This window comes from Amycolatopsis speibonae, from assembly GCF_042647925.1.
Taxonomy (GTDB): domain Bacteria; phylum Actinomycetota; class Actinomycetes; order Mycobacteriales; family Pseudonocardiaceae; genus Amycolatopsis; species Amycolatopsis speibonae.
On sequence record NZ_JBHRWK010000120.1, the window covers coordinates 1 to 19704 of the forward strand.

At 68.5% G+C, this 19704-nt stretch carries 17 protein-coding genes; 7 read left to right on the forward strand and 10 right to left on the reverse strand.

The annotated features are described in order from the left end of the window. Positions 1–236: 236 nt before the first annotated feature. The 3 genes from ACFOSH_RS42305 to ACFOSH_RS42315 form a co-directional block, all read right to left on the reverse strand. The gene (locus ACFOSH_RS42305; RefSeq protein ID WP_378247157.1) at positions 237–695 is read right to left on the reverse strand and encodes a TetR/AcrR family transcriptional regulator; all 459 of its coding nucleotides are present in this window, start codon (positions 693–695) and stop codon (positions 237–239) included. Positions 696–787: 92 nt separating this feature from the next. Then, the gene (locus tag ACFOSH_RS42310; RefSeq protein ID WP_378247159.1) at positions 788–1993 is read right to left on the reverse strand and encodes an MFS transporter; all 1206 of its coding nucleotides are present in this window, start codon (positions 1991–1993) and stop codon (positions 788–790) included. Positions 1994–2020: 27 nt separating this feature from the next. Beyond that, a complete protein-coding gene (locus ACFOSH_RS42315; protein WP_378247161.1) occupies positions 2021–3400 on the reverse strand; it encodes an FAD-dependent monooxygenase in 1380 nt (459 codons plus the stop codon). An 82-nt stretch (positions 3401–3482) separates the two neighbouring features. On the opposite strand from ACFOSH_RS42315, the gene ACFOSH_RS42320 reads away from it, so the two are divergent. Then, a complete protein-coding gene (locus ACFOSH_RS42320; RefSeq protein WP_378247163.1) occupies positions 3483–4202 on the forward strand; it encodes a TetR family transcriptional regulator in 720 nt (239 codons plus the stop codon). Here ACFOSH_RS42320 and ACFOSH_RS42325 read toward each other — a convergent pair. Beyond that, entirely contained in the window at positions 4102–4731 is a 630-nt protein-coding gene (locus ACFOSH_RS42325; RefSeq protein ID WP_378247165.1) for a TetR/AcrR family transcriptional regulator, read from the reverse strand. The genes ACFOSH_RS42320 and ACFOSH_RS42325 overlap by 101 nt on opposite strands. A 115-nt stretch (positions 4732–4846) precedes the next feature. Here ACFOSH_RS42325 and ACFOSH_RS42330 point away from each other — a divergent pair, with 115 nt between their 5' ends. Continuing rightward, positions 4847–6046: an oxygenase MpaB family protein gene (locus ACFOSH_RS42330; RefSeq protein ID WP_378247167.1), complete on the forward strand. Its 1200-nt coding sequence runs from the start codon at positions 4847–4849 to the stop codon at positions 6044–6046. A gap of 78 nt (positions 6047–6124) precedes the next feature. Here ACFOSH_RS42330 and ACFOSH_RS42335 read toward each other — a convergent pair whose 3' ends face one another. Both ACFOSH_RS42335 and ACFOSH_RS42340 read right to left on the reverse strand, forming a co-directional pair. Beyond that, positions 6125–8701 carry a glycoside hydrolase family 3 protein gene (locus ACFOSH_RS42335; RefSeq protein ID WP_378247188.1) on the reverse strand — a complete coding sequence of 859 codons (2577 nt, stop codon included), beginning with the start codon at positions 8699–8701 and terminating at the stop codon, positions 6125–6127. A 167-nt stretch (positions 8702–8868) separates the two neighbouring features. Beyond that, on the reverse strand, positions 8869–9084 hold the full coding sequence (locus ACFOSH_RS42340; protein WP_378247169.1) for a hypothetical protein: 216 nt from the start codon (positions 9082–9084) through the stop codon (positions 8869–8871). A gap of 141 nt (positions 9085–9225) precedes the next feature. On the opposite strand from ACFOSH_RS42340, the gene ACFOSH_RS42345 reads away from it, so the two are divergent. Then, complete coding sequence (locus ACFOSH_RS42345) at positions 9226–10029, forward strand: NmrA family NAD(P)-binding protein (RefSeq protein ID WP_378247171.1); 804 nt, start codon at positions 9226–9228, stop codon at positions 10027–10029. A gap of 817 nt (positions 10030–10846) precedes the next feature. On the opposite strand, the gene ACFOSH_RS42350 is transcribed toward ACFOSH_RS42345, so the two are convergent. Beyond that, entirely contained in the window at positions 10847–11326 is a 480-nt protein-coding gene (locus ACFOSH_RS42350; protein WP_378247173.1) for an RrF2 family transcriptional regulator, read from the reverse strand. Positions 11327–11433: 107 nt separating this feature from the next. On the opposite strand from ACFOSH_RS42350, the gene ACFOSH_RS42355 reads away from it, so the two are divergent. Further along, positions 11434–12168, forward strand: a complete 735-nt coding sequence (locus ACFOSH_RS42355; RefSeq protein ID WP_378247175.1) for an SDR family oxidoreductase — start codon at positions 11434–11436, stop codon at positions 12166–12168. Further along, entirely contained in the window at positions 12165–12596 is a 432-nt protein-coding gene (locus ACFOSH_RS42360; protein ID WP_378247177.1) for a cupin domain-containing protein, read from the forward strand. The genes ACFOSH_RS42355 and ACFOSH_RS42360 overlap by 4 nt, the downstream gene beginning before the upstream one ends. A 42-nt stretch (positions 12597–12638) precedes the next feature. Here the strand turns inward: ACFOSH_RS42360 and glpD are convergent, their stop codons facing one another. The 3 genes from glpD to ACFOSH_RS42375 are packed head-to-tail and all read right to left on the reverse strand — an operon-like array spanning position 12639 to position 16710. Then, on the reverse strand, positions 12639–14354 hold the full coding sequence (glpD, locus tag ACFOSH_RS42365) for a glycerol-3-phosphate dehydrogenase (protein ID WP_378247179.1): 1716 nt from the start codon (positions 14352–14354) through the stop codon (positions 12639–12641). A 5-nt stretch (positions 14355–14359) separates the two neighbouring features. Beyond that, positions 14360–15877, reverse strand: a complete 1518-nt coding sequence (glpK, locus tag ACFOSH_RS42370) for a glycerol kinase GlpK (RefSeq protein ID WP_378247181.1) — start codon at positions 15875–15877, stop codon at positions 14360–14362. A gap of 11 nt (positions 15878–15888) precedes the next feature. Further along, the gene (locus tag ACFOSH_RS42375) at positions 15889–16710 is read right to left on the reverse strand and encodes an MIP/aquaporin family protein (protein WP_378247183.1); all 822 of its coding nucleotides are present in this window, start codon (positions 16708–16710) and stop codon (positions 15889–15891) included. A gap of 151 nt (positions 16711–16861) precedes the next feature. Between ACFOSH_RS42375 and ACFOSH_RS42380 the strand changes: the two genes are divergently transcribed. Both ACFOSH_RS42380 and glpK (ACFOSH_RS42385) read left to right on the forward strand, forming a co-directional pair. Next, positions 16862–17629 carry an IclR family transcriptional regulator gene (locus tag ACFOSH_RS42380; protein ID WP_016335197.1) on the forward strand — a complete coding sequence of 256 codons (768 nt, stop codon included), beginning with the start codon at positions 16862–16864 and terminating at the stop codon, positions 17627–17629. A 13-nt stretch (positions 17630–17642) separates the two neighbouring features. After that, positions 17643–19595 (forward strand): glycerol kinase GlpK, encoded by a 1953-nt coding sequence (gene glpK / locus ACFOSH_RS42385; RefSeq protein ID WP_378247186.1) that lies wholly within the window; start codon positions 17643–17645, stop codon positions 19593–19595. Positions 19596–19704 lie beyond the last annotated feature (109 nt).

A 19704-nucleotide genomic window follows, 5' to 3' on the forward strand; every position in this document is an offset into this window, starting at 1 on the left:
CCACCGAACAGGACACAGCCAACACAACAGCAACCCCAGCCCAACCCAGAGCCGCTTAAGTTCCTGGCATTGACCTTCAGGGTAGGCAAGGAGGCCTTCACGGACCGGACCCGACCCGCGATCGACCGCAGCCGGAGTCCGGTAGGTACCGGCCCCGCCGCACCAGGCGTCTCCTACAGGGAACCGGCCCAGGACCTCGTGAGTGGTAACGACCCGGTTAGAACCGTCACTGCCACTCACGAGCCCAGCGCGGTCCGCAGGATGGCTTCGAACCGTTCCGCCGACGGTGGGTCGTCGCGCAGCAGCCCTTGCAGCAGCAAGCCGTCCACCAGCCCGACCAGCATCTCGACCCGCACCGGATCGTCGGTGTGCCGTCGCGCGAAGTCCGCCAGGGCCGCCATCCAGCGATCGGTCGACTCACGGAGTCGCGGCTCCCGTGCGGCGAGCAGGTACAGCTCGTATTCCGCCAGCAGATGCCCGGGTTCCCTGGTCACGCGGGCCATCAGGGCCGCGAATTTCGGCAGGGCGTCTCCGCCGGTTTCCGCGGTGAGGACGCGCATCCGCTCGGTGTCTTCGTCCATGCACCGGATGAGTGCGGCGGTCAACAGGTCTTCGATCCCCTGGAAGTGGTACGCGGCCGCCGTCGCGGGCAGCCCCGCCTCACGGGCGACCGTCCGGTGACTGACCCCCGACACCCCGTCCCTCGCGACGATGCGCAGGGTGGCCTCGATCAGCTCCCGTTTACGTTGCTCGCCCTTGGCGAGGCGGCCGTCGGCGATCGGCTCGTTCAGTGTGCCGCCTCCTCGCGGATCGCGATCTTCCTGTTCAGCAGAGGATACGAGAGCAGGGCGATCAGGATGATCGAACCACCGGCGACGACCGCGACGGTGAACCCGCCGTCCGGCCCGAAGCGGTCGACGGCCTCCCCCGACACCGCGGCGCCGAGGGCGACTCCGATGCTGAGTCCGGTGATCGCCCACGTCATCCCTTCGGTGAGCTTCTCCGCCGGGACGACCTTCTCGATCATCCCCATGACGACGATCATCGTGGGAGAGAAGAACAATCCGGCGACGAAGACCACCGCGCACAGGGCGGCGACGCCGTCCACGACCAGCAGCGGTACCGCGCTCGCCGCCGTACCCGCGGTACCGATCAGGAGCAGCCGAGGCGGTGCCATGGTCAGCTTGAGCGTCCCGAAAACCAGTCCCGAGATCGCGGAACCCACCGCGTAGACCGAAACGACGATGCCCGCCGCCGACGGCGCCCCCACCTGCCCCGCGAACGCCACGCTGACGATGTCGACCGTGCCGACGATGACACCGCCCGCCACCAGCGTCAGCACCAGCACCCGCACCGCGCCCAGGCGGATCGCCGAACTCCCGGCCGATCCGCTCGACGGCAGGACGCGCGGTTCCGTCGCGCGCTGCGAGACGAACGACAACACCCCCACGACGAGGAGCACCAGCGCGACCAGCGGTCCCGCTTCGGGAAAAACGGTGGTGCACAACGCCACCGACAGCGCGGGCCCGATGACGAAGGTCAGTTCGTCGACCACCGATTCCAGCGCGAACGCCGTGTGCAGCCGCGGCGAGTCGCGGTAGAGCCCCGACCAGCGCGCCCGGACCATCGCCGCCATGCTGGGCATGAACCCGGCGAGGATCGCGCACACGAACAGCGTCCACGCCGGCGCCTCGAACCGGGCGCAGAGCAGAAGCGCGCCGAGCGACAGCACGCTGATCCCCGTCACCGGCAGCAGGATCCGGCCCTGTCCCCGGCGATCCACCCAACGCGAGACCTGCGGTCCGAGCAGCGCCATGGACAGCGTGAACGCCGCCGAGACCAATCCGGCGAGGCCGTAATCGCCGCGCCTCTGCGCCAGCATGGTGATGATCCCGATCCCCGTCATGGGGACCGGGATCCTGGCGACCAGCCCTGCGGCGGAGAAGGCGAACGAGCCCTTCGCGGAGAACAGCTCCCGGTACTGGCCTGCCACGGCACACTCCTACAACTTGAACACCCGTTACATTTTGAACACTCGTTTCACTTTATACACGTGGCCCGTGACAAGCGCGAGCGCCTCGTCCAACCCGGCCGCTTCGCCGTCCGACGCGGCCCAGGCGACGTAGCCGTCCGGCCTCGCGAGGAAGGTCGAACCGGCGTCCGCCACCAGGAGGGCGCGACCGTCTTCGGACACCAACGGCACTGGAGCGAACCTGCCCACGAGCGGATGGACGGAGTCCGGCGCGTAGTCGATGTCGGACCCGTTGCCCATCGCGATGAAATGCCGCTTGGCCGCCGGGATCCCCAGGGTCTCCTCCAGCACCTCCCGAAGCGCGGCGACCTGCGGACCAGGCCGCATCAGCGCGACCTGGGCCCGGCTGTTGCGCAGGACACGCTCCCCGACCGGACGCCGTTCCGCGTCGTAAGTGTCCAATAAGGACTCCGGCGCCTCGCCCCGCGCCACCAGGCCCAGTTTCCAGCCGAGGTTCATCGCGTCCTGGAGGCCGAGGTTCAGTCCCTGGCCGCCGATCGGCGAATGCACGTGGGCGGCGTCTCCTGCCAAGAGCACGCGCCCCTGTCGATAGGTCGCGGCCTGACGACTGTTGTCACTGAACCGGATTCCACCGTCCAGCCGGGCGACCGTCACCTCGATTCCGCTGACGCGACCGATGCTCGCCTGCATCTCCTCGGCCGTCAGTGGCGCGTCCCGGTCACCCGGTCCGCCGTCGAACTCCATGGTGGAGATCTCCCCCGGCACCCACGAGTGGTTCACCATCCCGCCAGGACCGTGCATGGACGACGTCACCGCGCCGGGATCGGCGAGTTCCGCCCGCGCGATGCGCCCGGTCATCGTCGGGCCCGTCCCGGGGAACGCGATCCCGGTCCGCTTCCGCACGGTGCTGCGGCCGCCGTCGCAGCCCACCAGGTACGGGGCCTGCTCGGAACGGCCGTCGGCGAGCACGGCGCGGACCACCGAATCCTCCTGCACGATGTCGACCACTTCATGACCCGTGCGAATCCGGACACCGAGCCCCGTCGCCCACTCGGCGAGGATCCGTTCCAGCACATGCTGCCTGAGAATGAACCCGCCGACCGCGTCCGGCGCGGGCTCGTCCTCGGCGAGCGGCAACCCGGCGAAATGCCCCCTGAAGCGACTTTCCTTCATCCGCCGCGCAAGCTCGGGCATCTCGTCCTGCGCCTTCGAGAACACCTCCGTCAGCCCGCGCAGCCGCAACGACTGCGCGGTCCGGCCGTTGATCCCGCGCAACCCGAAACTCCGGTTCCGGCGGACGGCCCCGTCTGCCGACTCCAGTACGAGCGGATCGGCTCCGGCCAGCCGGAGCTCACCCGCCAGCAGCAAACCGACCGGTCCCCCGCCCACGATGATCACGTCGTTCACGACAACCCCCGTATTTACAGCGTATATTTACGCCGTAAATATGATAGATACACCGTAAACCTGTCAAGCGGAGGACGTGGGAATGACACGGAGAGAACCGTTGAACCGGGAGAAGGTCCTGGACGCGGCGCTCGCCCTGGCCGCCGAAGAGGGCCTCAAGGGGCTGTCGATGCGCAAGCTCGCCAAGACGCTCGGCGTCGAAGCGATGGCGCTCTACAACCACGTCCGGAACAAGACCGACATCCTCGACGGCATCGCGGAGCGCGTCTACAGCGGCATCGAGCGCGCGGACCCGGATTCGCCGTGGCCGGAACGAGTGCGGGTCACCGTGCTCAACACCTATCGCGCGCTCGCCGCGCATCCGGTCGTGCCGATGGCGCTGGCCACCGACGAGGCCAATCCGAACTCACTGCAAGCCCTGCTGCCACTCGACGACCTCGTCGGCGCGCTCTACGAAGCCGGTTTCGACGACGACGGGATCCGTCCGACGCTCGGCGCCCTGAACAGCCTCGTCTTCGGCTCGCTACTACTGACGACCGTCGGCTTCACCAAGGCTCGCAAGGGCGAAGCCGAACGGGAGCAGGACGAGCGGTTCCTCCGGCGAATCGACCCGGCGGTCCTGCCGAACTTCAGCCGCGCGATCCCCGCGTTGCAGGCGCACGACCCCGAACCGGACTTCATGCGGGCGCTGGATCTGCTGATCAGCGGCCTTGTCGCGGCCGCAGCATCGGGACCAGGAACCGCCTGGCCACTTCGCGGACCTGCTCGTCGTCGTCGAGATCGACGACCTGGCTCGGTGTGATCAGGAACGAAGCGGAGACCCGGGTCATCAGCTCGGCGACGAGTTCGACGTCGACGTCCTCCGAAACGTTGCCCGCCTGCTGCTCACGACGGAGCTGACCCGCGACGAACCGCTGGACCGCGGCCAGGGTGTTGCCGCCGTCGCTGACCATCGACGGGACGAGCACCTCGGGCTCGACGGCCATCAGCCCGCCGATCAGCGGGTTGCGCCGGATCGCCCGCAGCGCGCTGGCGAAGCCCAGCACGACCCGGTCCGCGGCGGTTTCGGCCTGCTGGATGTCGAGCAGGAACTGGTCGAAGTAGCGCCGGAACTCGCGGCGCACCACCTGCTCGACCAGGGCGTCCTTGGTCGCGAACCGGCGATACGCGGTGATCCGCGAGACGCCGGCCCGGCGCGCGACGTCCTCCATGGTGGAGCGCCGGATCCCCATCCGGCAGAACTGTTCGTAGGCGGCGTCGAGCAGCCGGAGCGCGATCTCGTCGCTTTCCTCGGCGCGTTCGAGCGCGTCGGCGAGCGCGCGCTCCAGCAAAGAATCCGGGTCTGGCGTCTTCGCGATGATTGTGCTCTCCTTGAGATACGCGGTTGCACTACTTGTATCACAGTACCAACCCGCAGGTCCGGGACTCAAGGAGGAGTACTGGCGCATGACCGAACTCAATCGACGCAAGATGCTGATCGTCAGTGGCGGAGCGACCCTCTTGGGGGCCATGGGGATGGCCCAGCCCGCCTGGGCGTGGAGTCCGAGTGGTTCGGTGGCCGGCGTGGGGGCGGGCACCGATCCGAAATGGGTGTGGGACGCCGAAGCCGATCCGGTGGTCGCCGCGATCTTCGAGCGGGGACAGGTCGCGGAGGTCAACCAGGCGCTGCGAACCTGGACCAGGAACGACCAGCCGACGCCGTCCGGGCTCCCGCCGGACCTGCGGGAGTTCGTCGAACACGCACGACAGCTCCCGTCGTGGGCGGACCAGTCCAGATTGGCCGCGGCGGCGGATTTCATGAAGGTCAGCGGACGGTTCGTCAACCTGCTGAACGGCCTCGGCGGCGGGATGCTGAGCACCGCCATCCCGAACGAGGCCAGGGCGGTCTACTACTCCAAGGGCGGCGCGGACATGAAGGACCGTGTCGCGAAAACGGCCAAACTCGGCTACGACGTCGGTTCGCTCAACGCCTACCGGCCCGACGGCCAGATGATCGTCTCGGCGGTGAAGACCCGCCTGGTGCACGCCGCCGTCCGGCATCTGCTGCCGCAGTCACCACACTGGCAGCAGGGAATCCCGATCAGCCAGAACGACTTGCTGGTCACCTGGCACACGCTGCCGACGTACACGATGCGCAAGCTGACCGACTGGCACGTCCGGGTCTCCCCCGCGCATTCCGCCGCTTACCTGCACATCTGGCAGGTGACCGGGCATATGCTCGGGATCCGCGACGAGTATCTGCCGTCCACTTGGGACGCGGCTTACGCGCAGTCCAAGCAGGTGCTGGACCCGGCGATGGGCCCGACCCGCGAGGGCGTCGAGCTCACCGACATCCTCCTCGACATGCTCGCCGAGCAGACCAGCCCGGGCCGCGTCGACCGGCCGATGGTCAACGCGCTGGCCCGCCACATCATCGGCGACCGGTTCTCCGAGTGGAACGGGATCCCGCGCGAGCCGATCTGGGACCCGCTGATCGGCACCGCTTTCCCTGCCCTGGTGGCGTTCCACGAAAAGCTCATCCCGCTGCCGCTGGTGCCGGCGGCCGCCTGGGTGCTGGACGAGGCGATCCGGCAGTACATCCGGCTGTGGCTTTCGGAGGGCGGGCCGGTGAACATCGAGATCCCGGACATGAACCGCCCCTCTTGAGCCTCTCCCGATGCCATGAAAGGTCCTTTCCTTGCCAAATTTGCAAGGAAAGGACCTTTCATAGCGCGCTAGCGAGGGTCAACTCAAACTGGAGCAAGGCCTCGCATCGGGATCCTGTGCCCCCTTGGGCACCCACCGCACGTTCGCGAACGAAGCGGAGAACTTGCCGTCGGTGTACACCAGGAACGGCGTGTTGACGTTCTCCAGATCCAGCCCGTTCGCGAAGCACGACACCGGGATCTTCACCGTCGACTTCGGCGCCCCCGCGAGGTCGGTGAACAGTTTGGTCGCGTTCACCTCGGAGAAGCACGGGTAGACGCAGTGCATGCTGATCACCGTCCGGTTGGCGGGCGCCTCGTGCACGACCGTGTCGAACTCCAGAGCCGCGTCGGCGTTCAGGTATCCGCGCAGATCGTTGGTACCGGCCGGGTTCTGGAAGTAGAGCTGTGCCGGGCCGGTGCCGGTCCAGGTCGACTTCAGGCCGTCCTGCTGCACGTTCACGTCGGACTGCACCACGTTGATCTCGGCGTGCGAGGCGGTGCCGTCCGGGCCGATCTCGGTACCGCCCCAGTTCTGCGCGGAACCGATGAAACCCTTGTACGGCGCCACATCGGTGCGGTTGAACACCTCGAGGTCCTCGGTCGCGGTGCCGCCGCCACCGGTCGAACCACAGGCCACCGGGCCGACGGTTTCGTCCAGCTGCCCGACGGTGACGCGCTGACCGGTCTTGAGACCGTAGCCGAGCTTGAACAGCGGGTCGTAGCCGGCCGAGCCCGGGTTCAGCGGCGTCTGGCACGCGCTCTTCGGCCACGAGTACGGCAGGGTGCCCTTGAAACCGCCCTTGACGAGCACGTCCGCGACGCCGCCGCCTTCGGTGCCGGGCAGCCACGCGGCCACGAACGCGTCGGAGCGGTTGATCTCCTTGTTCATGTACAGCGGGCGGCCGCCGACGTAGACCGTGACGACGGGAGCGCCCTTGCCGCGGACCTTGTCCAGCACGGCCAGGTCCTCGGGGTAGAGCTTCGAGGATTCCAGCGTCTTGCGGGTCAGATCGCCGACGCCTTCCGCGTACGGGGTCTCACCGATGACGGCGATGACGGCGTCGTAGCCCTTCGGGTCGGCGTCGCCCTTCTCGTCGAAGGTGACGTTGACGTCGCCGAGCTGCTGCCTGAGCCCGGACAGGATCGACGTGGCGTTGGGGAAGTCGGCGTTGGTGTTGCCGGTTCCCTGCCAGCTCAGCGTCCAGCCGCCGGTCTGGTTCTGGATGCTGTCCGCGCTCTTGCCGACCACCAGGACCTTCGACTTCGGCTTCAGCGGCAGCACGTTGCCGTTGTTCTTCAGCAGCGTCTGCGACGAGCGGGCCGCGTCGCGCGCCAGCCACGTCTCCTTCAGCGCGTCGTCGGAGTTCGCGTAAGAACGGTCCGACGGCTTCTGGGACTCGTACAGCCCGGAGCGCAGCTTGACGCGCAGGATGCGGGTCACCGCGTCGTCGATCCGCGAGACCGGGATCTGGCCGCCGTTCACCTGGGCGACGGTGTTGGTGATGAACGCCTTCCAGTCGTTCGGCACCATCACGATGTCGATGCCGGCGTTGATCGCCTGCGGGCACGAAGCGTTGGTGCAGCCCGGAACCTGGCCGATGCCGTTCCAGTCGGACACGACGAGGCCGTCGAAGCCCATCTTGCCCTTGAGGATCTGGTTCAGCGCCTTGTCGCTGCCGTGCAGCTTGCCCTCGTCGATGCCGAGTTCGGTGTTGGTCCAGCTGTTGAACGACACCATCACGGTCTGGGAGCCGGCCGCGAGCGCACCGTAGTAACCCTGGCCGTGGACGTTGATCATCTCGGCTTCGGACGACGGGTTGACGCCCTGGTCCTGCCCCTTGAGGGTGCCGCCGTCACCGATGAAGTGCTTGGCGGTGCCGATCACGCCGTTGTAGCCGATGCGTTTGGTCGAGCCGTCCTGGAGGCCGTTGATCGCCTCATAGCCATAGGCCCGGGTGATCCGCGGGTCCTCGGAGAAGCCTTCGTAGGTGCGGCCCCAGCGGTCGTCCCGCACGACGGCGAGCGTCGGCGCGAAGGCCCAGTCCTGGCCGGTGGCGCGGATCTGCCGGGCCGTCGCCGCGGAGATGTCGCGCACCAGGCACGGGTCGTGTGCCGCGCCGAGACCGATGTTGTGCGGGAAGACGGTGGCCCCGTACACGTTGTTGTTGCCGTGCACGGCGTCGATGCCCCAGATCACCGGGATCTTCGTCCGGCCGGCCTTCGCGGCGTCCCAGTAGGAGTCGGCGAGCTTCAGCCAGTCCTGCTGGGACGCGTGCTTGTTCTGGTTCGGCCACGAACCGCCGCCGTTGAGGACCGAGCCGATGGCGTACTGGCGGACCTCGTCGGGGGTGATGGCGGCGATCTCGGGCTGCGTCATCTGCCCGACCTTCTCCTCCAGGGTCATCCCCTTGAGGATCTCGGCGATCCGCGGCTCGTCACCGGCCTTGCCCTTGAACCGGCTCTCCACCTTCGGCCAGTCGGCGAGCGTCGGCAGGCTCTTCTCGATCCGGGCGCAGCCGTCCCGGTCGAGCGCCGGCTTCCCGATCACCGGCTGTTCGGCGGCGACGGCGGCGGGCGTGGCCACCACGGCCCCGCCGAGCAGCGTGAGACCCATCAAGGCGATGAGCGGACTTCGGCGCGCGCGAGGACGTCTTGCCATGGTCTGGTCCATTCTGCGGGAGGCGGGGACCGGCCGATCCTCACCGGACCGGACGGCCGCGTCAAGAGTTTCCGGCCGGTACGCAGGCTGTTAATTTTTGCCATAAACTAAGACCCGGCGAGTCACCCGGCCACGCGCCCCCGGTTGCGCCGCTTGGCGGTGTACGGCAGCGCGAACAGGTAGAGGCCGCTGAACATCAGCAGGAAGAGCGGCGGCAGCGGCGTGTAGAGCACCCACTGGGCCGAGCCGCCCACCGCCACGACGACGAAGCAGACGACGACGGTGGCGACGAAGACGAGGGACGTCCACCGGTGGAACGTCCGGATCCGCTTGCTCACGAGAACCTCCTGTAGTCGTTTTGCCCGTGGCGAAGACGCTAGGGATTCCGCGAGCTCCGGCGCTTCTCGATTCCTGACCGGCCCCCTTGACCTCCACATTACTTGAGCTTTTATCTTCGCGGAAAACGAAGGGAATCACCCATGACCGTGTTGGTAACCGGCGCCACCGGGAACACCGGCCGCCACGTGGTGGCCGAACTCGTCCGCCGCGGGGAACGCGTCCGGGCACTCACCAGGAACCCCGCCGGAGCCCGGCTCCCGGCGGGCGTCGAACTGGTAGCGGGCACGCACACCGCACCGGAAACAGTGAACTTCGACGGCGTCACCCGGCTGCACATCACCGCGACCGCGGGCCTCGCCGACGTCGGCGCCGAACTGGTCAAGCGCGCCGTGGACGCGGGTGTCCGGCGCATGACCATCGTGTGGGGCGGTTACGTCGGACCGACGGAACAGGCCATGACCGAGTCCGGCGTGGAATGGACGCGACTGGAGCCCCAGGAGTTCATGTCCAACACCCTGACCTGGACCGACTCGATTCGCGCCGAAGGCGTGGTACGCGAGCCGTTCGACCTCCCGGGCGCGGTGGTGCACGAGGCCGACATCGGCGCCGTCGCCGCCACCGCGCTCGTGGAGGACGGGCACTCGGGCAAGGTCTACAACCTCACCGGACCGGAGGCGCTGACCACCCGCGAGCGGATCGCGGTTCTCGGCGCCGCACTCGGCCGCGACATCGTACTGGAGCAGATCACGAGGCAGCAGGCGGTCGACAGGCTGCTGGCCGAGGGGGTCTCGGCAGCGGACGCCGAATACGTCGTCGGCTGGCACGGTGACCCGCCGCCGGAAGCGAGCACCGTGGTCGACACCGTCGAGCAGGTACTCGGCCGACCGGCGCGAACGTTCGCGGAGTGGGTCGCCGAACACGTGGACCGGTTCCAGGACTCGTGAGTGGCTAGGACGGTTCTAACGCGAATTGCCACTCACGCCCCCTGGACCCGATGCGGCCTGACCGGCAGGCGGCGGTTGCGAAAGCCACTTTCGCAACGCTGAAGGTTGCGAAAGTGGCTTTCGCAACGCCGCCGTCAGCGCTCAAGCCCCGCACAGCCCCAGTCCAGGACACGGAGAGTGTTCGTCGCGGTGAAGGTCGCTTTGAGAACGCTCAACGTCTCAAAGGGGGCCTTCAGGACATCGCGGTTGCCGGGCATGTCGCGAAAGCCACTTTCGGGACACTAGGCGTCCCGAAGGTGGCTTTCGCGACACAGCGGCCGCGGACTACACGAGGGGGACCCGTGATCAACCAAGGCCGGAATCCAGTAGGTACCCAAGACACCTTTGGCTCTAGCCTGACTAGCCACTCACGAGGTGCTGGACTCCAGCACGGTGGGACACTTGAGTCTCCTGCAGTACATGAAGCCCCTTCATTGCGCCTAGCGCCGTGAAGGGGGCCTTCACCCGCGGCCACTGTGACTGTTGTGACTGCTGGTGCGCCTGGGGCGGACGTGGCGATCCTGGGGGTAGCGAAGGCCTCCTTCCCTACTCTGAGGGTAGGCAAGGAGGCCTTCACGGACCGGACCCGCGATCGACCGCAGCCGAAATCCGGTAGGTGCCTCAACACCAAGCGTCGCGAAAGCCACTTTCGCGACATCTGACGTCCCGAAAGTGGCTTTCGCGACACCTGCCGGACGCCCATCGCGCAGACCGGACGGCAGCTGCCGCGCCGGAGCGCGCCCAGGACCTCGCGAGTGGCCAGGACGGTTCTAGCCACTCACGAGTCGTCCCGGAACCAGGCGCCGATCCCCGCCAGGGCGCCCGGACCGTAGTCGCCCCTGACGTCGTCGGCCAGATCCGCGATGGAGACCGCGCGCAGCGCCGCCCGCCACTGGACTTCGGCGTTGGCCATCGCACGGCTGATCGCGCACGGCGCGGTGCACGCTTCGGGCGGTGTCGCCATCGGGCCGCGCTGCCGGATCTCGGTGCAGATGAAGGCCGGACCAGGCCCTTCGATGGCCTCGACGACGTCGAGCACCGTGATCTCCGAAGGTGGCCTGGTGAGGACGTAGCCGCCGGCCTTCCCCTGCACCGACCGGATGAGACCGGCCCGGGAAAGCGACTGAAGCTGCTTCGCGAGGTAGCTCGGGGAGACGTCGTGAAGCTGCGCCAGGCGCGCGGCGGGCGCGGGCTCGTCGAGCGAGGTCAGCACGACACAGCAGTGCAGGGCCCACTCGACCCCACCGGACATCTTCATCCGGATGACTCTAACTCGCCCCTTGACTCGGACACAATATGTCTGAGTATTATCTCGGACATAAGGTGTCCGGGTTAGCGGACGCCCACGACGAAGGGCACTGGGCCATGAAATTCGCGGTCATCGGCGGAACCGGGCTGATCGGTTCGCAGGTCGTGCGGAACCTGAACGACGCCGGGCACGAGGCGGTGCCGCATTCGCCGTCCACCGGGGTCGACCTCCTCACCGGCCAGGGGCTGGACGCCGCGCTCGACGGCGCCGACGTGGTCGTCAACCTCACGAACTCCCCGACCTTCGACGACGCCTCCCCCGCGTTCTTCCGGACCTCGATGGACAACCTCGTCGCGGCGGCCAAGAAGGCGGGTACCGGGCACTTCGTGATCCTGTCGATCGTCGGCGTCGACCAGGTCCCCGAGCTCGACTACTACCGGGCGAAGACGCTGCAGGAGGACATCCTCAAGAACAGCGGTGTCCCCTACTCGATCGTCCGCGCCACCCAGTTCATGGAATTCGTCGGCGCGGTCCTGTCCTGGACCGCCGACGAGAACACGGTCCGCCTGCCCAGCACGCCGATCCAGCCGATCACCGCGGCGGAGGTCGCCGCGGCCGTTTCCGAGGTCTCGGCGGGCAAGCCGCTGAACGGGACCCTCGACGTGGGTGGCCCGGACGTCTACCCGCTGGACGAACTGGGCCGGATCACCTTGTCCGCCAAGGGAGACAACCGTTCGGTGACCGTCGACGAGACCGCGGGCATGTTCTCCGCCGTCCGCGGTGACGTCCTCACCACCAAGGACGGCGCCCGCCTCGCCGAGACCCACTACCTCGACTGGATCAAGTCATGACCACGGACCACGCGCATCACCTGGAGAACCCCGACGCGACCACGCCGCCGCCGAAGATCGAGATGATCTCGTCGGTACCGGCGCCGCCGATGCCGACCGACGCGGAGGCGATGACGATCCTGGTCACCTTGCCACCCGGCTGCGAAGGCGCGCCCCCGCATCGGCATACCGGACCCGCGTTCGGCTATGTCGTCAAGGGCGCGATCGTCTTCGAGCTGGAGGGCGAACCGGAAAGGGTCGTGAAGGCCGGCGAAGCGTTCTGGGAGCCGGGTGGTGACGTCATCCACTACCAGGACGGCAACCACTTCGCCGACGCCGAGAGCCAGTTCGTCGTCACGATGTTCGGCGAGCCGGGCCGGCCGATGCTCATCCCGGTGTCCGCGGAAGAGCTCGAAGAGCGGAAAGGCCGTCGAGCGCCGAGGCCGTGACACGGAGAGGGCCGCACCGCCGGCGGGTGCGGCCCTCGTGGTTCAGCTCGGCAGCAGCGCCGGAGCGGCGAGGCGGCTGGCGTTCGCCGCTTCGTCGTCCGGAGCGGCCTGCGCGGAACGTTCCGCCTCGACCCGCGCGAGGTAGTTGGTGACCTCGCGCTCCTGCTTGTGCGAGTCCCAGCCCAGCAGCGGCGCCATCAGCCCGGCCACCACCGGCGCCGCCGTCACACCGCGGTCCCGCTCCTCGATCGAGATCCGGGTGCGGCGCGTCAGGACGTCTTCCAGATGCAGCGCGCCCTCGTGCGAGACGGCGTAGACGACCTCTGCCTTGAGGTACTCCTCCGTCCCCGGGATCGGCTCGCCCAGTTCGGGACGCTCCGAAATCGACTCCAGGATGTCCTCGATCGCGGTGCCGTAGCGCTGCAGCAGGTGCTCGATCCGGCCGATCGGCAGGCCCGCGCGCTGAGCGAGCGAGTGCCGCGTGCCCCACAGTTCGTGGTAGCCGACCGCACCGACGATCGGGAGCCGCTCGGTCCACGAAGACGGGGCCGGCCGCCCGAGGTCCTCCACCGCGACATCGACAGCATCGGCGGCCATCACCCGGTACGTCGTGTACTTGCCGCCCGCCACGATCACCAGGCCCGGCACCGGATGCGCCACGGCGTGCTCCCGCGACAGCTTCGTCGTCGACGTCGCCTTCGCGGCAAGCAGCGGCCGGAGCCCGGCGTACACGCCTTCGATGTCGTCGGCGGTGATCGGCGTGCGCAAGACCGCGTTGAGGTGCTCGAGCACGTAGTCGACGTCCGCCTGGCTGGCCGCCGGGTGCTCGCGGTCGAGGTCCCATTCGGTGTCGGTGGTGCCGACGATCCAGTGCCGTCCCCACGGGATGACGAACAGGACGCTCTTCTCGGTGCGCAGGATCAGCCCGGTGTCCAAGTCGATCTTCTCGCGCGGCACCACCAGGTGGACGCCCTTCGACGCGCGCACGGTGAACGGCGCGGGGATGCCCGCCGCTTCCGCCATGTCGTCGCTCCACACGCCTGTCGCCGCGACGACCGTCTTCGCCCGGACCTCGATCTCCGCGCCGCTCTCGCGGTCGACGACCTTGGCGCCGACGACACGTTCGCCGTCACGGATCAGGGACGTGACGCGGGCCCGGGTGAGCACCGAAGCGCCTTGCTCGGCGGCGGTCCGCGCGATCGTCATCGTGTGGCGGGCGTCGTCGACCTGCGCGTCGTAGTACTGGATGGCGCCGATCAGGGCGTCGTCGGCCAGCCCCGGCGCGACCTTGCCCGCGCCGCGTTTGGACAGATGCCGGTGCCTCGGCAGCGCGCGAGCCCCGCCGAGGGTGTCGTAAAGCGTGACACCCGCGCCGATGTACCCGCGCTCCCAGACACGGTGCTTGAGCGGCACCAGGAACTTCACCGGCCGGACCAGATGCGGGGCGAGGGTCTGCAGCAGCAGGCCGCGTTCCTTCAACGCCTCGCGGACCAGCTTGAAGTCCAGGTTCTCCAGGTAGCGCAGCCCGCCGTGGATCAGCTTGCTGGACCGGCTGGACGTCCCGGCGGCGAAGTCCCGGGCCTCGACGAGCGCGACGGAGAGCCCGCGCGACGCCGCGTCGAGTGCGACGCCGGCACCGGTCACTCCCCCGCCGACGACCAGCACGTCGATCTCTTCGCGGGCGAGCTTGCGCAGCGTCTCGGCACGGTAGACCGGGGAAAGCGGTACGGGTGTCACGGTGTTCCTCCTCCTGTTCATCGGGCTCACTCGACCTCGACCCAGTCGAGCGTGCGGCCGACGGCCTTCTGCCAGCCCGCGTAGCCCACGGCGCGCTGTTCGTCCGTCCAGGACGGCTCCCAGCGCTTGTCCTCGTTCCAGTTCTGTTCCAGCTCGTCGGTGGACTTCCAGAACCCGACGGCCAGTCCCGCCGCGTAGGCGGCTCCGAGCGCGGTGGTCTCGGCGACGACCGGCTTCGACACCGGCACGCCGAGGATGTCGGCCTGCAACTGCATGCAGAGTTCGTTCGCGGTCACGCCGCCGTCCACCCGCAACACGTCGAGCGTGACGCCGGAGTCGTTCTGCATGGCGTCGACGACGTCGCGGGTCTGGTAGCAGATCGCTTCGAGCGTCGCCCGCGCCAGATGCGCGTTGGTGGTGGCGCGGGTGAGGCCGACGATCGCGCCGCGCGCGTCCGAACGCCAGTACGGCGCGAAAAGCCCGGAGAACGCGGGGACGAAGTAGACGCCGCCGTTGTCCTCGACCTGGCGGGCGAGGCTCTCGCTCTGCGACGCGCCGCTGATGATGCCCAGCTGGTCGCGCAGCCACTGCACGGCGGAACCGGTGACGGCGATGGACCCTTCCAGCGCGTACACCGGCTTCTCGTCGCCGAACTGGTAGGCCAGCGTCGTGAGCAGGCCGTGCTTCGAGCGCACGACCTCGTGGCCGGTGTTGAGCAGCAGGAAGTTGCCGGTGCCGTAGGTGTTCTTGGCCTCGCCGGGCCGGAAGCACACCTGGCCGACGGTCGCCGCCTGCTGGTCGCCGAGCACGCCGGTGATCGCGACCTCGCCGCCGAGGGGGCCGTCCGCGCGGGTGACGCCGAAGTGGCCGTTGTTCGACGACGGCCGGATCGACGGCAGCATCTGCTTGGGGACGCCGAAGAACGACAGCAGCTCGTCGTCCCACTGCAGCGTTTCGAGGTCCATCAGCATGGTGCGCGACGCGTTGGTCGGGTCCGTCACGTGGACGCCGCCGTCGGGCCCGCCGGTGAGGTTCCAGATCAGCCAGGAGTCCGTGGTGCCGAAGAGCGCGTCGCCCTTCTCGGCGTCTTCGCGGACGCCGTCGACGTTCTCCAGGATCCACTGCAGCTTGCCGCCGGAGAAGTAGGTGGCGGGCGGCAGACCGGCCTTGCGGCGGATGACGTCGCCCTTGCCCGCGCGTTCCAGTGCCGAGGCGATCCGGTCGGTTCGGGTGTCCTGCCACACGATGGCGTTGCAGTACGGGCGCCCGGTCCGGCGGTTCCACACGACGGTGGTCTCACGCTGGTTGGTGATGCCGAGCGACGCGAGGTCGGCGGCGGTGAGCTTCGCCTTGTTGAGCGCGGTGGCGATGACCGACCGGGTCCGCTCCCAGATCTCGGTCGCGTCGTGTTCGACCCAGCCCGGCTTCGGCAGGATCTGCTCGTGCTCCAGCTGATGGCGGGCGATCTCGTTGCCGCCGTGGTCGAAGATCATGAACCGCGTGCTGGTGGTGCCCTGGTCGACGGCGCCGATGTAGTCAGCCATGGTTTCGCTCCTTAGGAAACGCGCTCGATGTCCTTGGCGGGCAAAGCTTCCGGTGCGGGATCGCTGGGGAGGTAGCGCTCGATGAAGAACTTGTAGATCGCGCCGCCGATGACCGCGCCGATGATCGGTGCCGCGATCGGGATCCACCAGTACGGATAGCCGTACTGGTCGGTGAACGCGGTGTCGTAGCCGGTGAGCCAGGACATCAGCCGCGGGCCGAAGTCGCGGGCGGGGTTGATCGCGTAGCCGGCGTTGGTGCCCCAGGCCATGCCGATCGCGACCACGAGGAAGCCGACGACGACCGGCGCGAGGTTCGCGGCGGGCGCGGTGTTGCGGAGGTCGGTGATGGCGAAGATCACCAAGGCGAGGATGGCGGTGCCGATGATCTGGTCGCGGAAGGCGCCCCAGTCACCCACCGGAAGGGTTCCGTTACCCGGAAGGGTGGAGAAGACACCCTGCGTCTTGATCGTCAAGCCGGGGTCGGCGGCGTTGAGCACCTCGGTGTAGTTCCAGCGCACCAGCAGCGCCGCGACGAACGCGCCGGCGGTCTGCGCCAAGGCGTACGGCGCGACCTTTCGCCACGAGAAGCCCTTGAACACCGCGAGCGCCACGGTGATGGCGGGGTTCAGATGCGCGCCGCTGATCCGTGAAGCCACGTAGATACCGAGTGTGACACCGATGCCCCAGGCCCACGCGATGCTGTCGTGATCCCCGATGCCCGCGGCGACGACCTGGGCCACCACCCCGCAGCCGAACAGGATGAGGATCATCGTCCCGACGAACTCCGCCGCCAGTTCGCCCGCGAATCCGCGAGCCTTGAGGTTTCGCACCATTGCTTCCTCCACAAAGGACACCGTTGCCCTGTTGAGGCCGAAGTTAAGTTCGCGGAAACGCGGGGTCAACGGACACCGGTCGGCATTGTCGAACGACCGGAGACGATGTTCGACATTGTCGAATCAGGGCCGGTCGGGCTACGGTTGGGCCGTGCCCGGTCCGATCCAGTCCATCGAGCGCGCCGCCGCGATCCTGCGGTTGCTGGCGCGCGGCTCCGGCCGTCTCGGCGTCGGCGAGATCGCCGATTCCCTCGAACTGGCCAAGGGAACGGCGCACGGGATCCTGCGCACCCTGCAAGGGGTCGGCTTTGTCGAACAAGACCGTGACACCGGGAAATACCAACTGGGCGCGGCGCTGCTGCACCTCGGCACGAGTTACCTCGACGTCAACGAACTCCGGTCGCGCGCGATAAACTGGGCCGACGCGCTGGCCGCGCGCAGTGGCGAGGCCGTCCGGATCGGCGCGCCGCTGGAAGGCCGGGTCCTGGTGGTACACCACGTGTTCCGGCCCGACGACAGCCTGCAGACGCTCGACGTCGGCACACTTCTGCCGCTGCACGCGACGGCGCTCGGAAAAGTACTTCTGGCTTATGACACCGGTCTCGTGGCATCGTTGCGCACCGGCGGGCCGGAGGCCTACACGCGCCGGACCCTGGTCACCCAGACCGCGATCAAACGCGCCTGCGGCAAGGTGCGCGAGGCGGGCTGGGCGAGCGAGAACGGCGAGATGATCACCGGCGAGGCCGGGATAGCGGCGCCGATCCGCGGGCACGGCGGCATCGTGGTCGGCGCGATCGGGGTGTCCGGCGCGGCGGAACGGATCTGTGAGGCCGACGGCAGCCCGATCCCGCGGTTGCTCGGGCACGTGCGCGACGCAGCACGAGCGGTCTCCCGCGATCTCGGCGCGTCCCGATGGTGATGGAGGTGCTCGTGTGGTCCAGCGCTATGTGATGTCGATCGACCAGGGCACCACCTCGACCCGGTGCATCCTGTTCGACGCGCGTGGCAGGCTCGTGTCGGTCGCGCAGCGCGAACACCAGCAGCACTTCCCCCGGCCTGGCTGGGTCGAACACGACGCCACGGAGATCTGGCGCAACGTCGCCCGGATCGTGCCGCAGGCGCTGGCCGACGCGGGCGCCGAACCCGCGCAGGTGGTCGGCCTCGGCATCGCGAACCAGCGCGAGACGACGGTGCTCTGGGACCGGCACACTGGCAACCCGGTCGGACGCGCGATCGTCTGGCAGGACACCCGCACCGACGCGATGCTCGAACAGCTCGCCCGCGAGCCGGGCGCCGACCGCGTCCGGCGGCTGTGCGGGCTGCCGCTGGCCACCTACTTCTCCGCGCCCCGTATCCGGTGGATGCTCGAAAGGACCCCTGGCCTGCGGGAACGCGCCGAGCGCGGCGACGTCCTGTTCGGAACGGTGGAGAGCTGGCTGATCTGGAACCTGACCGGCGGTCCCGAGGGCGGCGTCCACATCACCGACGTCACCAACGCCTCGCGCACCATGCTGATGAACCTGCGGACGCTGTCGTGGGACGACGAGCTGCTGGAGTTCTTCGATGTCCCCCGCGCGATGCTGCCGGAGATCCGGCCCTCGACAGAGGTGTACGGGACGACGTCACGGGTGGTGCCGGGGATCCGGATCGCGGCGGCGCTCGGCGATCAGCAGGCGGCGTTGTTCGGCCAGACCTGCTTCGCACCCGGCGAGGCGAAATGCACGTACGGGACGGGCAGCTTCCTGCTGCTCAACACCGGTCCGACGCCGGTGCTCTCGGCACACGGCATGCTGACCACCGTCGGGTTCAAGATCGGCGACGAGCCCGCCGTGTACGCCCTCGAAGGGTCGATCGCGGTCACCGGGTCGCTGGTGCAGTGGTTCCGGGACGGGCTGGAGCTGATCGGCAGCGCGCCCGAGATCGAGACACTCGCGCGCACGGTCGAGGACAACGGCGGCTGCTACATCGTGCCCGCGTTCTCGGGCCTGTTCGCGCCGCATTGGCACAGCGAGGCGCGCGGCGTGATCGCCGGGCTGACGTCGTACATCACCAAGGGGCACCTCGCCAGGGCGGTGCTGGAGGCGACCGGCTGGCAGACCCGCGAGGTCGTCGACGCGATGAACGCCGATTCGGGGCTCGCGCTGTCGACGCTCAAAGTGGACGGCGGGATGACCGCCGACAACCTGCTGATGCAGTTCGTCGCCGACGTCCTCGACGTGCCGGTCGTCCGCCCGATGGTCGCCGAGACGGTGTCACTGGGCGCGGCGTACGCGGCCGGGTTGTCGGTCGGGTACTGGCCGGATCTGGAGGGCTTGCGCCGGAACTGGCATCGCGCCGGGCAGTGGCTGCCGTCGATGAACCCCGCCCGCCGGGACAGCGAGTACGCGCACTGGCGCCAGGCCGTGGAACTGACGTTCGGCTGGATGCGTCCTGGGCCCACGGCCGCTCCCCCGGGCTCCGACCTGGTCGAGGTCGTGCTGGCCGACCACCGCCGGATCGAACAGCTCTTCCGGGACCTCCGCAACGACGAGGCCGACCGGCCGGCGCTGGTCGCCGAGCTGTCCGCGGCCCTGGTCGCGCACGCCACCGCGACGGAACGGATCGTCCGTCCTGATGCGACAGAAAGCGACTTCGCTTCCGAGTTGCTCGCGGTACTGGAATCGGAAGACTTCGAGAAGACGTTGGAATCACTGGAGAATTCGGTGGACGCACATATCCGCGCGGAGGAACGCGGGCTGCTGAACGAACTCCGGCGCACACTGTCCACTTCGGACCGCACTGGCCTCGGCCGCGCTTTCGTCGCCGAACGGCAGCGGCAGCTCGACCTCGACTGCGGGTCCGTCGCACACGTCCGCGAACAAGGGACCCGGCTGCGGCTCTCGTGACGTGCTAGTACTGCAACGGCAGTTCGGTGAGTGGGTAGCCTCGTCGTTTGTAGTGGCTGAGGCGGGCTTGGTGTTGTCGTCGGCGGCGGAAGTGTGACCAGTGCCAGAT